The sequence below is a fragment of the Cupriavidus consociatus genome, assembly GCF_017814975.1.
GTDB lineage: Bacteria > Pseudomonadota > Gammaproteobacteria > Burkholderiales > Burkholderiaceae > Cupriavidus > Cupriavidus consociatus.
In genome coordinates this window covers 55827-71495 of record NZ_JAGIQA010000002.1, presented here as the reverse complement: position 1 = coordinate 71495, position 15669 = coordinate 55827, and the positions used below count along the sequence as shown (strand labels likewise).

The following is a 15669-nucleotide window of genomic DNA, read 5'->3' as shown; positions in this document are numbered from 1 at the left end:
CGTTGACTGCAAGGACTGGATCAAGGGTTGGCACTGGCGCAGCGCGGAGGGTATTGCCGTTGCACGACGCGCACGGCCGCCAGCGGCGTGGCCACGCATGCCACATAGCGCGGACCGCCGCCGGCATCGTGCAGATACCAGACACCGGCGCCGGCGCGCGCCAGCGGCGGCACGCATTCGGCGCTGCCGGGCAGCGCCACGCGCACCGCTTGCGGCGACGCCGACAGGCCGGTGCCGAGCGCCTTGCTGCATGCTTCCTTGGCGGTCCATAGCCGCAGGAAGCCAAGCATGGCGTGCTCCGGCTGCCGCTGCGCCAGCCCGGCGAGCCAGTGCATTTCATCGGGCGCGCAGGCCACGGCGGCGCTGTCGCGCCAGTCCGCCCAGGCCATGCCGGCACGCAAGGCTTCGATGTCAATGCCGACCGGCGCGCGCGACAGTGCGATCACCGCGCGCGCGCCGCTGTGGCTGACATTGAAGTGCAGGGACGGGTCCTGCGGGCCCGTGGCAAGCACGGGCTTGCCGAAGGCGTTGGCGGCCAGCGGGACGGCGGCGGGCGGCAGCCCCAGGCAGCCGCCCAGCAGCGTACGCAATGCCGTGCGCGCCGCGGTAAAGCGGTTGCGGTCTGCGGCCTGGCGAAACGCGGTGGCGCGGGCGTGCTCGTCGGCCGAAAGCACGGCCGAAAGCGTGGCGGAATCCGCCGGCGCATCGGCCGCTACGTGCCACACGTGGATGTCGTCGTGCGACGGCGCGGCGAGGTCAGGCAAGCGCATGGCCGGTTTCTCCGCTGAGCGCCGCGGTGCCAAGCACCGCCTGCGCAATGGCGTCCAGCACCGCGGGCGCGGCGTCGTGCAGGAAGAAGTGCCCGCCCGCGAAGACCTGCTGGCGGCAGTCGTGCAGGGTTTCGTCGCGCCAGGCCGCCAGCATCGCCGGCGGCGCGTGAACGTCGTCCTGGCCGCCCAGCACGGTAATCGGGCAGCCCAGGCGCGGGCCGCGGGCGTAGCGCCAGCGCTCGCACAGCGCGATGTCGGCACGCAGCACCGGCAGGAAAAACGCCAGCGCTTCCGGGGTTTCGCGGATCTCCGCCGGCATGCCGCCCATCGCGGCGATGACGTCGGCGAAGGCGCCGTCAGGCAGCGTGCTGAACGGAGGCCGCGCCGACGGCAGCGCCGGCGCGCCGCGCCCGGACACCACCAGCGCCGCGGGAGAAAGGCCGTGCACGGCTTCGAGCACGCGTGCGGTTTCGAAGCCGAGCAGGGCGCCCATGCTGTGCCCGAACAGCGCAAAGCGCGGCGCTTCGGTGCGCGCCGCGCGCGCGATCGCCGCGGCCAGGGCCGTGGCCAGTTCTTCGATCGATGCGGCATGCGCCTCCGCCGTGCGCATGCCGCGTCCGGGCAGGCATACCGGCGCGAGCTCGACCGGCGCCGGCAGCGTGTCGCGCCAGCCGTGGTAGGCGGTATGGCCGGCGCCCGCATAGGGCAGGCAGTACAGGCGCACGCGCGCAGCCTCGGCATGCGCGGCATCGCTTGCCCGCCCGGGCATCACGGCAAACCAGCGCTCGCGCAGCGGCAGCGGCGCGCTCATGCGCCGGACAGCGCGCGCTGCAGGCTGAGCGGGCGCATGTCGGTCCAGACCGTGTCGATATGGGCCAGGCACGCATCGCGGCTGCCCTGGAAGCCGGTGCTTTCCCATCCTGCGGGGACGGGCTTGTAGTCGGGCCAGATCGAGTACTGGCCTTCTTCATTGCGGACGACATGGAAACGCGTGTCGGGATGGTCCCAGCTCATGGCAATGCTCCTTCTGGTGGTGTGGAAACGCAATCGCGGTGCAGGCAAGCCAGTACGCCGCGACGGCGCGGCGAACATTCGAGACAACTCGTGCAACGACATCGTAAATGATAATGATTTGTATTTCCATTCGTAAATAATTACGCTACACTCGCTTCACACTTTCAATGTGCAGACATTGTTCGCGTGGCTGCCCCCGTTGGCCTCATTGACTCTCAGGCCGCCACTGGCCTCGCGAACGCACCCGTAGAGGCAACAGGGATATGGACACGACCAGTACCATCGCCGACCTCCGGGCGGACCATCGCGCCGCTGCCGGCGTGGCTACCGCCGCAACCTCAGCCGCCTCGATGAGCGCCGCCAGCGCAGGCGGACTGCGTACCGCCCCGCTGTCGGCGCAAGGCGCACTGCCCCTGGTGGTCACGCCTGACGGCGGCACCGACTGGCGCGGCCAGTTCCATGCCATGGCGGCGATTGCCGCCGAGCATCTGCCTCGCGTCGGCGGCGTGCTGTTCCGCGGCTTCCGGTTCGATGACGATGCCGCGTTCCGCGCCTTCGCCAGCGCGTTCGGCCATCCGCTGCTGAGCTACGAGTTCGGCTCCACGCCGCGCTCGCAGCTCAGGGAGGGCGTCTACACCTCGACCGAATACCCGGCGCACCAGGTGATCCCGCTGCATAACGAGCAGTCGTACACGCTGCAGTGGCCGATGAAAATCTGGTTCCACTGCGTGCAGCCGAGCGAAACCGGCGGCGAGACGCCGATCGCCGACAGCCGCCTGGTCTACCAGCGCCTCGACCCCGCTATCCGCGAGCGCTTTGCGCAACGCCGGCTGATGTACGTGCGCAACTACGGCAACGGCCTCGACCTGAGCTGGCAGCGTGCCTTCAACACCGAAGACCGCGCGCAGGTGGCGCGCTTCTGCCGCGCGCAGCAGATCGAGTTCGAATGGAAGCCCGACGGCGAGCTGCGCACGCGCCAGCTGTGCCAGGCGGTCGCGCGCCATCCGGTGACTGGCGAGATGGTGTGGTTCAACCAGGCCCACCTGTTCCATGTGTCGAACCTGGCGCCGCATGTGCGCGAGGCCTTGATGGCCGTGGTCGGCAGCGTCGACGAACTGCCGCGCAATGTCGTCTACGGCGACGGCGCGCCGCTGGAAGACGATGCCCTGGCGTCGATCCGCGCCACGCTGGACCAATGCACGGTGCGCTTCCCCTGGCAGCAGGGCGACGTGCTGATGCTCGATAACATGCTTGCCGCCCACGGGCGCGGCACCTTCACCGGCGCGCGCCGCGTGATCGTCGCCATGGCCGAACCCGCGCCGCCCGGACTGGGCTGAGGCGCGTTTCCCTTCCGATCACTCCCGGCCGTGCAGATTGCGCCTGCGCGGCGGGGACCCGTCATCTCCAACGTTTTCGCCATGTCGTCTTCCGAAGCTCCCTTGCCGGCCGAAACTGGCGCCCTGATGCGAACCCTGCGCGCCGAAGGCGTGCGCCTGCGCCTGCAGGACGGGCGCTGGCGTGTGGCCGGCGACAGCGCGGCCGGCACCGATGCGCAGCAGGCCGCGGCCGAGCTGCTGGCCCCCCGCGCTGCCGAGGCCGATGCCTGGCTGGCCGCGCATCCCGGCTATTTCGACCGCTATCCCGCTGGCCCCGGCCAGCTCGCGTTGCTGGCCTTCCAGCGCCGCCATCCGCACAGCGCCGCCTACAACATGGTGTTCGCCATCGAGATCCCGGCTGCCCTGCGCTTCGAACTGCTCGAACAGGCGGTGCGCCACGTGGTGGACTGCCATGAGGCGCTGCATAGCGGCTTTATCGAGGAAGACGGCGAGATCGTGATGGCACGCCCCGCGGGCTTTGCCGCGGAGGTGTCGCTGACCCGCGCCGACGGCCTCGACGAAGCCGGCCTGCACGCCTGGTTCGAGCGCGAAGCCGACGAGCCTTTCGATCCCGATGCGGGGCAGGTCTGCCGATTCCGCTTTATGGTCTCGCGCCAGGCGGGCGGCGCCGAGCGCATGTGGATGTGTGCGGGCATGCACCATATCGCCGGCGACTACCTCGGCTTCGAACTGGTCTGCGACCAGATCTTCGCCACCTACGATGCGCTGTGCGCCGGCGAAGCGCCGATGGCGTCGCAAGCCGGCCGCTACCGCGACTGGCTGGTGCGCCAGCGGCAGCTGCTGGCGGGCCCGCGCGGCGCCACGCTGCGCGCGCACTGGGAGGGCGTGCTCGAAGACGCGCCCGCGGCGCCGGCGTTGCCCGGCACGTGGAGCGCGGAAGCGCGCCACCGCGGCGCCGAACTCGAATTCCACCTCACGCCGCAGCAGACGGCCGGCCTGCGCGAGCTGGCAACGCGGCTGCAGGTCAGCGTCTTTGTGGTGATGCTGGCGCTGTTCAAGACCGTCGTGCACCGCGCCAGTGGCGAGGATGACTTCCTGATCGGCACGCCGACCGCGGGCCGCTCTGGCGCGCAGTCCGCCGACCTGATCGGCTTTACGCTGAACACGGTGCCGCTGCGCGCAAACTTCTCCGCCAATCCGGCCTTTGCCGCGGTGGTGCGCGACTGCGCCCGCCAGATGCGCGGCGCGCTGCGCCACCAGCAGTACCCGCTGGCGCGCATGGGCGGGGAGGGGCCGTTGTTTCGGCATATGACCACCTTCGTGCCGGTGGGGCCGCGCAATGTGCTGGGCCGCTACCTGGTGCGCGAATACCTCGCCACGCAGCGCGGCGCGGCCAACGACATGAACCTGCGCTGGCAGGACGAAGGCGATCGCCTGCGCGGGCAATGGCGCTATGACGCCGACCGGTTCGACGCGCACACCATCCAGCGCCTGGTCGCCACGCTGCGCGCGGCGGTGGATGCCGTGCTCGACAACGCCGACGCGCGTGTCGGGGACCTGCCGCTGTATGAGGCCGCACTGCTCTCCGACATGCGTGCAGGCCGCATCGGGCGGCACGCCACAGCACTGGCGGCCTTCGAGGCCGGCGTGCGCGCGCATCCGGAGCGGCTCGCCGTCGATGCCGCCGATGCGCAATGCAGCTACGCCGCGCTCGACCGCGCCGCGGGCGCGCTCGCCGCAAGCCTGCGCGGCGGTGGTGTCCAACCCGGCGAGGTGGTCGGCCTGTTGCTGCCGCGCGGCGCGCGCATGGCTGCAGCCATGCTCGGCGCATGGAAGGCCGGCGCCGCCTTCCTGTGCCTCGACGCCGGCATGCCCGCGGCGCGGCTGGCGCAACTGGCCGCCGATGCGGGCCTGGCCGCCGTGGTGGGCGAGGGCGCGCGGCCGCAGTGGCTGGCGCAAACCATGCCGGGTGCCGCCTGGCATGTCGCCTCGCTCGCGAGCCATGACGCAGCCAGCGCTGCGGCATGGCCTGCCGCCGCTCCGGCACAGCCCGCCTACCTGATCTACACCTCCGGCTCGACCGGCACGCCCAAGGCCGTGGTGGTCACGCAAGGCAACCTCGCACATTACGCGGCCGGCGTGCTGCACGCGCTGGCGCTGCCGGCAGGGTCGTCGCTGGCGTCGCTGTCCTCGGTCACGGCCGACCTTGGCCACACCGCGTGGTTCGGCGCGCTGCTCGGCGGCCACACGCTACGCGTGCTGGACGACGCGCTGGGCGAGAATCCCGAAGCGCTCGCCGAAGCCCTCGCAGCGCGGCCGGCCGATTGCCTGAAGATCGTCCCGTCGCACTTGCGCGCGCTGCTGGCCGTCGCCGATCCGGCGCGGCTGGTGCCGCGCCAGTGCCTGGTGTTCGGCGGCGAGGCGCTCGATGCGGCGCTGGTGGCGCGCGTGCAGGCGCTGCGCCCGGCATGCCGCGTGGTCAACCACTACGGCCCCACAGAAACCACGGTCGGCTGCCTGACGCATGCGGTGCCCGACGCCGCTGCGGCTGGGGCAATTCCCGTCGGGCAGCCGCTTGCCGGCGTCAGCGCCTACGTGCTCGACCGCCACCTGAACCGCGTGCCGCGCGGCGCGGTGGGCGAGCTCTTTATCGGCGGCGCCGGCGTCGGCAGCGGCTACCTGCGCCGCCCCGCGCTGACCGCCGAGCGCTTCGTGCCGGACCCGTTCGAGCCGGGCGGCCGCCTGTACCGCACCGGCGACCGCGTGCGCATGGACGAAGCCGGCGCCATCGTCTTCCTCGGCCGTGCCGACGCACAGGTCAAGATCCGCGGCTTCCGCGTCGAGCCCGGCGAAGTGGAAGCCTGGCTGCGGCAAGCGCCGGGCGTGCGCGATGCCGTGGTACTGGCGCAGGCGTCGCCGGCAGGTGAAGGGCTGCGGCTGGTTGCCTACCTGGTGTCCGACGCCGGCCAGGATCTCGATACGCTGCGCACCGCCATGGCCGCCGCGCTGCCGGCGCCGATGCTGCCCGCGGTGTTCGTGCCGTGCGAGGGCTTCGCGCGGCTGCGCAACGGCAAGGTCGACCGCAAGGCGTTGCCTGCCGTGCCGGGCGAAACCGCGGCACCGTCGCGGGCGGCATTGCGCGACGAGACCGAGGCGACGCTGGCACGCCTGTTGGCTGGCGTGCTGGGACGCGAAACGGTGGGCGCCGACGACAATTTCTTCGCGTTGGGCGGCGACTCCATCCTCGGACTGCAACTGGTCGCGCAGGCGCGCAAGGCGGGCCTGCCGCTGACGCCCAGGCTGCTGTTCGCGCATCCCACCCCGGGGGCGCTGGCCGCCGCGCTGCGCACGAACGCGGCACCGGCCGACACGCAGGCGGCTGCCATCGAACAGGCGCTGGCAGCACTGTGGCGCGAAATCCTGCAACGCGAGCAGGTCGACCGCGATGCCGACTTCTTCGCGCTCGGCGGCGATTCCATCCTGGCGCTGCAGATCGTCGCCAGGGCGCGCGCGCAGCAGCTGGTGCTGGTGCCGAAGGACCTGTTCGCGCATCCAACGCTGGCACGCCTGGCCGCCCATCTCGCCGGGCGCGAAAAATCAGCCAGCGCGGCTGCCACGCCCGCGGCGCCGCTGCCCTTCGCGCTGAGCGGCTGCGATGCGCAGGCGCTGGAGCGGCTGCGTGGCGAAGCGGCCAATATCGAAGATGCCTACCCGCTGTCGCCGCTGCAGGAAGGCCTGCTGTTCCACCACCTGCGCGATGGCGGCAACGGAACCTATGTCAACCAGCTGGTGCTGCAGGTCGACGGTCCGCTCGACACCGGACGCATGGCCGCCGCCTGGCAGGCGCTGCTGGACGAACACCCGATCCTGCGCACCACCTTTGCCGCGGCAGGTGAAGCGGGCGGCGACCGCGCGCTGCAATGCGTGCATGCGCGCGCCACGTTGCCGGTGACGGTGGAAGACTGGCGCGGCGCCGACGCCGACGCGCAGGCCGTGCAACTGGCGGACTGGTGCCGGGCCGACCGCACGCGCGGCTTCGACCCCGCCGGGCTGCCGCTGATGCGGCTGGCGCTGCTGCGCACCGGCGACGCGGGCTGGTGGCTGGTCTGGAGCCGGCACCACCTGATCGTCGACGGCTGGGGCTCGGTGCAACTGCTTGACGAGGCGCTGGCCCGCTATGCCGATCCGGCGCATGTCCCGACGCCGCGCCGTCCGTACCGCGACTACATCGCCTGGCTCGCGGCACAGCCCGCGCGCGCGCGGCAGGCCTTCTGGCGCGCGGCATTCGCCGGCCTGGCCGGCCCGAGCGTGCTGCCGGGCATTGCCCCGCCCAGCGCGCACGGCCGGTCCACGCCGCTGTGCCGCGATCTCGTTCTGCCAGCGGGCCTCGACGCCAGCCTGCGCACATTGGCCGCCGCGCACCGCGTCACGCTCAACACCGTGATGCAGGCGGCGTGGGGCATCGTGCTGTCGCGCCACGCCGGCAGCGACGATATCGTCTTCGGCGTGACCTCGGCCGGCCGCCCCGCGGGGCTGGAAGGCGCGGAGCGCATGCTGGGCGTGTTCATCAACACCCTGCCGTTGCGGCTGCGTCCGCAAGGCGCGCTGGCGGTGGCGCACTACCTGCAGGCAACCCAGCACGCCGCCGTGGCGATGCGCGAGTTCGAGCACGCTGCGCTCGCCGAGATCCAGGCCGAGTCAGGCATCGGCGGCGCACTGTTCGATACGCTGATGGTGTTCCAGAACCTGCCCGACCTCGGCGACCGCGCGCGCGAGGTGGCCGGGCTGCGCCTGCGCCAGCACGACAACATCGAGCAGACCCACTACGGCCTGACGCTGGAGGTCATGCCCGACAGCCGCTTCATCATCCGCTTCACCTGCGATGCCGCGCGCGTGCAGGCGCACCGGCTGGCGCAATGGATGGACGCCTACGCCGCCGTGCTGGGATCGCTGGCCGCCGGGACCGCGCGCGTGGGCGCCGTCGACATGCTTGATGGCGCCACGCGTGCCAGGCTGCAGGCATGGAGCGCGAGCGACGACACCAGCGTGGCGCTCACCGCCTTGCAGGACGACTACGTGCAGCGGGTCGCACGCCAGGTGGCCGCGCATCCGCAGCGGGTGCTGGCGCACTGCGGCGCCGAGGCGCTGAGCTATGGCGACTGGTGGGAGCGCGCCGGCCGCGTCGCCGGTGGCCTGCGCGCCGCCGGCGTGCGCCCGGACGATCTCGTCGCGGTGCTGCTGCCGCGCGGGCTGGACTGGCTGATCGCGCTGGCCGGCATCCTGCGCGCCGGCGCGGCGTGGGTGCCGCTCGACGTCAGCCATCCCGCGGCACGCTGGCAGCAGGTGCTGGCGCAGGCCAGGGCCGCCCAGATCCTGACGGATGCCCGCGGCGTGGCCGCGCTGGACACCGCCGGCGTTGCAGGTGCCACCACGCTGCCTGCACTGGAAGCCGGGGCGGCGCTTGCTGCAGACGTGCCCACGCATCCCGCACAGCTCGCCTACGTGCTGTTCACCTCCGGCTCGACCGGGGTGCCGAAGGGCGCGATGGTCACGCGCACCGGCATGCTCAACAACATGCTGGCCAAAGTCGTGCCGCTGGGGCTGGGCGACGGCGACGTGATCGCCCAGACCGCGCCGCCGTGCTTCGATATCTCGGTCTGGCAGGCGCTGGCCGCGCCGGTGTTCGGCGCACGCGTGGAGATCATCGCCGACGACGTCGTGCGCGATCCCGCCGCACTCACCGCGCTGCTGGCGCAGCGCAACGTGACGCTGTTCGAGCCGGTGCCGTCGCTGTTGCAGGCCATGCTCGACTGCCAGGACGCCGAAGGCCTCTACGCATCGCTGCCCGCGCTGCGCTGGGTACTGCCGACCGGCGAGGCGCTGCCGCCCGCCACTGCGCATGCCTGGCTGGGCCGCTATCCGGGCGTGCCGCTGATGAACGCCTACGGGCCGGCGGAATGCTCGGACGACGTGGCGTTCCATTCCCTGCGCGCCGACGCGCTGGCGCAGGCGGCGCAAGCCGCAGACACCGTGCCGATCGGCCGCCCGACCGCCAATGCCGTGCTGCAGGTGCTCGATGCCGACGGCAATCTCGCCGCGCCCGGCGTGGTGGGCGAAATCGCGGTGGCCGGCGCCGGCGTCGGCCGCGGCTACCTCGCCGACCCGCGCCGCACCGCAGCGGCCTTCGTGCCGGACCCGACCGGCGCGCCCGGCAGCCGCCGCTACCTGTCCGGCGACCTCGGCCGCTGGCGCGAAGACGGCGTACTCGAATACATCGGCCGCAAGGACTTCCAGGTCAAGCTGCGCGGCTACCGCGTCGAGCTGGGCGAGATCGAAGCCGTGCTCGCCGCGCATCCGGCGGTGCGCCAGGCGCTGGTAACGGTGCACCGTGCCGCCGGCACCGAATGGCTGACCGCGTACTGGCAGCCGCAAGCTGGCCAGGCGCAGCCCGAGCACGACGCGCTGGAAGCCGAGCTGTCTGCCAGCGTCGCGTCGCGGCTGCCCGTGTACATGGTGCCGTCCGCATGGGTATGCATGCCGTCGTGGCCGCTCAATGCGAACGGCAAGCTCGACCGCAAGGCCCTGCCCGCGCCGCAGGTGGTGGCGCAGGAGGGGGCACCGCCCGCCACGCCCACCGAGCAGGCTGTCGCCGGCATCTGGGAGGCGCTGCTGCCGGGCGTGCGCATCGGCCGCGACAGCCATTTCTTCCGTCTGGGCGGCCATTCGCTGGTCGCCACGCGCGTGGTGGCGCGGCTGCGCGCCGCGGGCCATGCGCAGGCCACGCTACGCGATGTCTTCGAGGCGCCGGTGCTGTGCGACTTCGCCGCACGGCTGGATGGCGCCACGCCTGTGGCGGCGATGCCGGCGCTGGTTCCGGTACCGCGCGCCGCGCGCATGCCGGTATCGCTGGCGCAGCAGCGTCTGTGGCTGGTCGAACGCCTGCAGGGCAACGCCGGAGCGGCTTACAACATGGCCGGCGCGCTGCGCCTGCGCGGACCGCTGGAACTCGCCGCCCTGCGCCAGGCGCTGGCAGCCGTGGCGGCGCGCCACGAGATCCTGCGCACCGCCTATCCCGACGATGATGGCGAGCCCTACGCACGCATCGATGCCGTGGCCGACATCGCCCTGGCCGTGATCGATTTGCAGGCGCTGGTGCCCGAAGCGCCCGAAGCGCGGAAGGCGGCCCTGCGCGAAGCCATGCAGGAACACGCATCGCGCCCGTTCGACCTTGGCCACGCGCCGCTGTGGCGCGCCACGCTGCTGCGCTGCGCGCCGCAGGAACACGTGCTGCTGGTCGCCATGCACCACCTGGTGTCGGACGGCTGGTCGGTCGGCCTGCTGGTCAACGAGATCACCCACGGCTACCGGCACGCGCTGGCGCCGGGGCAGGTCGCGCCGCTGCCGCCGCTGGCGCTGCAATACGCCGACTATGCCGCGTGGCAACGCGACTGGCTGCGCGGCGCCGCGCTGGAGCGGCTCGCCAGCTACTGGCGCGGCGCGCTTGCCGGCGCACCGGCGGCGCTGGCATTGCCGGCCGACCGGGCGCGCCCGCCGGTGGCGCGCATGGAAGGCGACGCCGTGGCGCTGCGGATCGACGGCGAGCGCATGTGGCAGGTGCATGCCCTGGCGCGGGCCGAGCAGGTCACGCCATTCATCGTGCTGCTGGCCAGCTTCCAGTGCTGGCTGCACCGCGCGACCGCCATGGACGACCTGCTGCTCGGCACCGACGTTGCCGGCCGCCACGATGCCGCGCTCGAGCCGCTGATCGGCTTCTTTGTCAACGTGCTGCCGCTGCGCTCGCGCCGCATCACCGGCGCCAGCTTCCGCGATGTGCTGGCGGCGTGCCGGCGCGACGTGCTGGCCGCCTTCGAGCACGACGGCCTGCCGTTCGACCGCATCGTCGAGGCGGCGGGCGTGCCGCGCGACCGCAGCCGCAACCCGCTGGTGCAGGCGCTGTTCGTGCTGCAGAACACCCCGGCAGGGCAATTCGGCATGCCCGGCGTGGAGGCCCGGATGCTGCCGCCCATCGAACGCACGTCGAAGTTCGACATGGCGTTGTTCCTGGAACCCGAGAGCGATCAGGAAGCGGCGCCGCTGCGCGGCGACTGGGTCTTTGCCAACGCGCTGTTCGAATCCGCCACCGTGGCGCGCTTCGCCGCCGAATGGCTGGCCACCCTGGAAGCGCTGCTGCGCGCGCCGGACCAGCCCGCCGACCGCGCTGCCGCACATGTCCCGGGCGCCGCGCGCCCGTCAAAACCGAAACCCGAGGAGTCCCGAACCATGGAAACCAGCCAACGCATGGCGGCCAAGCTCGACCAACTCAAGTCGCTGGCGAGGCCACGCCCGGCTGCCGCTGCGCCCGCAGCGCCGGGGCGGCAGGCGGGTGCAGCCGATCCGGCCAGCCAGGTGCGGCTGCGCCCGCTGCGCGCCGGCGAAGCCTTCCCCGTCGTGATCGAGCCGGCGGTGCCGGGCCTGGACCCGGTCGCGTGGGCCGCGCGCTCGCGCGAGCTGGTCGCCGCGACGCTGCACCGGCACGCAGGCATTGTCTTCCGCGGCTTCGACCTGCCCAACCCGCAGGCCTTTGAAGCCTTCGCCGAAGCCATGCACCCCGGCCTGTACGGCAGCTATGGCGATCTGCCCAAGAAGGAGGGCGGGCGCAACACCTACCGCTCCACGCCGTACCCCGAGCGCCAGATGATCCTGTACCACAACGAAAGCGCGCACCTGGAGCGCTGGCCGCGCAAGCAGTGGTTCTTCTGCGAGCTGCCCTCGGCCGTGGGCGGCGCCACGCCGATCGTCGACTGCCGCGAACTGCTGCGACGCCTGCCGCCGGCGCTGGCGGAAGAATTCGCCCGCAAGCAGCTGATGTACGTGCGCACCTTCACGCCGCGGCTCGACGTGGACTGGCGCGACTTCTACAAGACCGACGATCGCGCCGAAGTCGAGGCGCGCTGCCGCGCCGCCGGCATCGACTGCCGCTGGCTGGATGGCGACGTGCTGCAGACCCGCGCCGTTTGCCCCGCCATCGTCAGCCATCCGGTCACCGGCGAGCGCAGCTTCTTCAACCAGGTGCAGTTGCATCACGTCTCGTGCCTGGAGGCTGACGTGCGCGAAGACCTGCTCGAGATGGTCGGCCTGGAGCGCATGCCGCGCCACGTGATGTTCGGCGACGGCACGCCGATTCCCGACGAGGCCATGGCGCTGATCGGCGAGCTGTATGAAGCCTGCGCCGTGCGCTTCGACTGGCAGCACGGCGATGTGGTGATGCTCGACAACATGCTGGCCGCGCATGCGCGCGATCCCTATGAAGGCCCGCGCAAGATCGTGGTGGCGATGGGCGACATGTTCGACCGCAAGCGGCTGGACGCCCAGCCTGCCGCCGTGCGCCCGCAGGAGAACGCCGGTGCCTGAGATGCGCGACGCCTGGAGTCCTACTCCCGAACAACAGGCCGCCTGGCAGCAATGGCGCAATGCGCCGGCGCCGCATGCGCATGTGGTGCGTATCGCGTTGGCTTGCCAGCCTGAGCCGGCCGCGGTTGACGCCGCGCTCGCGGCGCTGCGCGAACGCCACGACGTGCTGTGCATGGCTTGCATCGGCGATGGCAGCCAGCTGGTGGCATGCGTGCCGCAGAGCGGCAGCGGCGTGGCGACAATCGTTGTCACGGACGGCGCTGCGCCGGCGCTGCCTGCGCTCGAACCGGCGCAGGGCGACGTGCTGCGCGCCTGCCTGTGCCCGCTGGCCACCGGCGGTGCCACGCTGTGGCTGCTGGTCAGTCCGCTGGCGGTGGACCGCGACAGCGTGCTGCGCCTCGCCGAAGCCGTACGCGCAGCAGTGGAGACCCCTGCCGCGGACGACGCCGGGCCGCCGCTGCAATACGCCCAATATGCCGACTGGCAGGAAGGCGCGCGCCTGGGCGAGGACGGTACCGGCAACGCCGGCCGCGGCTACTGGCAAGCCCATGCGGCCGGCCTGCCCGCGCCGCTGCGCCTGCCCGACGCGCTCGCTGGCTCTGCCGCCACGCCCGCCGACAGCTGGCGCCACACGCTGCACGCTGCGCACCGCCTGGCGCTGGACGCCACCGCGCGCCAGTTCGGCACCACGCCCGAGCGCGTGCTGCAGGCCGCGTGGTGGACCCTGCTGGCGCGCCTGTGCGCGCAGCCGGCATTCAGCGCCACGTGGCTGCACGACTGCCGCCGCGATTACGACGTGATGGCCGGCGCGGCCGGCGTATTCGTCAAGGCGCTGCCGCTCGGCGTGCAATGGGATGACGAAGCCAGCCTGCGCCACCACTGGCAGGCATGGCTGCCGGCGCTGGATGGCCACGCCGCGTGGCAGGAAGCGTGGCCGCCCGGCGATGCCGGCCCGCGCATCGGGTTTGCGGTATCGCTGTTGCCCGCCGGCGGGATCGCGCTGGCCAGCCCGGCGTGGCCCGGCATCGATCTGGTGTGCGAGGCACTGGACGACGGGCAGGGCATGGCCGCGCTGGCGCTGCATGCGCAAGCCGGCGCGCTGCATCCGCGGGTGGGACCGTGGTTGCTGTCTCATCTCGCTGCACTGATCGGCACGCTGCCGGCTGCACTGGACGCGCCGCTGCCGTCGCTGTGGTGGCCGGACGACGATACCTTGCGCGTGCCGCCATGCTGGAGCGGCGAGAAGCCGGCCGCGGCGGACGACCCGCTCCTGAACCGCATTGCCAGGCATGCACGCGGCACGCCGACGGCCCCTGCGCTGGATGCCGCCGACCTCGTACTCGACTATGTGGGACTGCAGCGCACGGTGCACGCCGCCGCGCAACGGCTGCGCGCGCTCGGCGTCGGCCCCGGTACGCGCGTGGCGTTGGCGCTGCCGCGCAGCGGCGCGCTGGTAGCCAGCCTGCTGGCGGTATGGGCCGCCGGCGGCGCCTATGTCCCGCTCGACCCGGCGTGGCCGCAGGCGCGGCGCCGCAGCGTGCTGGCGCAGGCAGCGCCGGTGCTGACGATCGCGCAACAGGCGTCGCCGGACGACGGCGCCATCATCGGTGCCGACGCCTTGCTGGCGGCGGCAACTGCGCCGGAGGACAGTGCGCCGGAGGACACGGCGCCGGCCAAGCCCTACGCCGCTGCCTACGTGCTGTTCACCTCCGGCTCCACCGGCGAGCCCAAGGGCGTGGTGATCGGCCACGCCCAGATCAGCCACTACACCGCGGCGGCTTGCGATGCGCTGTCGCTGTCGTCGTGCCAACGCTTCGGGCTGACATCGTCCGTGGCGGCCGACCTCGGCAACACCACGCTGTTCGCGGCCCTGTGGCAGGGCGGCTGCCTGGTCGTGGCCAGCGATGACGACATGGCCCATCCCGCGGCCTTTGCCCGCTACCTGCGCGGCCGCGCGGTGGATGCCATCAAGATCGTGCCGTCGCACCTGGCGGCGCTACTGGAGACGGAAGCGCCCGCGGTGCCGTCTACCATCATCCTTGGCGGCGAGCCTTTGCCCGCCAGCCTGGTCGGCACGCTGCGCCGCCACGCGCCCGGCTGCCGCATCTTCAACCATTACGGTCCGACCGAAACCACCATCGGCGTGATGGTCCATGCGCTGGGCGCGGAGGTGCCGGCGTGGCCAGCCGGCACGGCACCGCTGAGCCGCGCGCTGGGTGCGACCCGCGTGCGCCTGCTGGACGATGCGCTGCGGCCGGTGCCGGCCGGCGTAGCCGGGCAGCTATACGTCGGCGGTCCGCAACTCGCGCTCGGCTACCTCGGCCGGGCGGACCTCGATGCGGCGGCGTTCGTCGACGATCCCTTCGTTGCCGGCGAGCGCCTTTATCGCACCGGCGATCTCGCGCGCGCCACGCCGGCCGGACTGCAACTGCTGGGCCGTGCCGACCAGCAGGTCAAGATCCGCGGCATCCGTGTCGAGCCCGCCGAAATCGAAGCCGCGCTGCTGGCCCAGCCGGCGGTTGCGCAGGCAGCGGTGTGCGCGGTGGCGGGACCCGGTGGCGAAGCCGTGCTGTGTGCCTTCCTCGTGCCGGCAGCGGCCGGAGCCATCGACGCCCCCGCACTGCGCCACACGCTGGCCGCGATGCTGCCCGACGCGATGGTGCCGGCGCGCTTCGTTGCACTGGCAGCGCTGCCGCGCCTGCCCAACGGCAAGACCGACCGCGTCGCGCTGCGCGAGCTGGTTCGCGCCGACAGTGCGCCAGCTCCGGCCGCAGCGCCCGCCGCAGCGCCCGCATCCGACGCGGTGGAAGCGCTGGTGTGCGCGCTGATGGCCGAGCTGCTGGAACGGGGCCAGGTCGACCCGCACGCCGACTTCTTTGCCCTCGGCGGCCATTCGCTGCTGGTGATCAAGCTGGTGGCGCGCCTGCGCCGCCGGCTGCAGGTGGAGATCGCACCCGGCATGGTGTTCGACCACCCGAGCGCGCACGCGCTGGCCGCTGCGGTCAGGCGGGAAGCCTCGGACCGCGACCTCGACACGCTGGCGCATACGGCACTGGCCGCTGCTGCACCGCCTGCGCCGGCCGCGCTGCCGGCCACGATGGTGGCATAAGCGCTCCCTGAAATACATTGACCGATCC

At 72.4% G+C, this 15669-nt stretch carries 6 protein-coding genes; 3 read left to right on the top strand and 3 right to left on the bottom strand.

Annotated features, from left to right (window positions below):
- Window positions 1-20: 20 nt before the first annotated feature.
- Genes J8I82_RS03485 through J8I82_RS03475 form a run of 3 tightly spaced genes read right to left on the bottom strand, consistent with a single transcriptional unit; the run spans window position 21 to window position 1784 of the window.
- Window positions 21-770, bottom strand: a complete 750-nt coding sequence (locus J8I82_RS03485) for a 4'-phosphopantetheinyl transferase family protein (protein ID WP_209754464.1) — start codon at window positions 768-770, stop codon at window positions 21-23.
- Window positions 757-1581: a thioesterase II family protein gene (locus J8I82_RS03480; protein WP_209754463.1), complete on the bottom strand. Its 825-nt coding sequence runs from the start codon at window positions 1579-1581 to the stop codon at window positions 757-759. Before J8I82_RS03480 ends, J8I82_RS03485 begins: the two co-directional genes overlap by 14 nt.
- Window positions 1578-1784: an MbtH family protein gene (locus J8I82_RS03475; protein WP_209754462.1), complete on the bottom strand. Its 207-nt coding sequence runs from the start codon at window positions 1782-1784 to the stop codon at window positions 1578-1580. The genes J8I82_RS03480 and J8I82_RS03475 overlap by 4 nt, the downstream gene beginning before the upstream one ends.
- 350 nt (window positions 1785-2134) lie before the next feature.
- On the opposite strand from J8I82_RS03475, the gene J8I82_RS03470 reads away from it, so the two are divergent.
- The 3 genes from J8I82_RS03470 to J8I82_RS03460 all read left to right on the top strand — a co-directional run bounded on the left by J8I82_RS03470 (window position 2135) and on the right by J8I82_RS03460 (window position 15641).
- Window positions 2135-3121, top strand: a complete 987-nt coding sequence (locus J8I82_RS03470; RefSeq protein ID WP_209754994.1) for a TauD/TfdA family dioxygenase — start codon at window positions 2135-2137, stop codon at window positions 3119-3121.
- Between the two features lie 126 nt (window positions 3122-3247).
- Window positions 3248-12532, top strand: coding sequence for a non-ribosomal peptide synthetase (locus J8I82_RS03465; RefSeq protein WP_209754461.1), 9285 nt, complete (start codon window positions 3248-3250; stop codon window positions 12530-12532).
- Between the two features lies 1 nt (window position 12533).
- Window positions 12534-15641: a non-ribosomal peptide synthetase gene (locus tag J8I82_RS03460; protein ID WP_245179433.1), complete on the top strand. Its 3108-nt coding sequence runs from the start codon at window positions 12534-12536 to the stop codon at window positions 15639-15641.
- Window positions 15642-15669 lie beyond the last annotated feature (28 nt).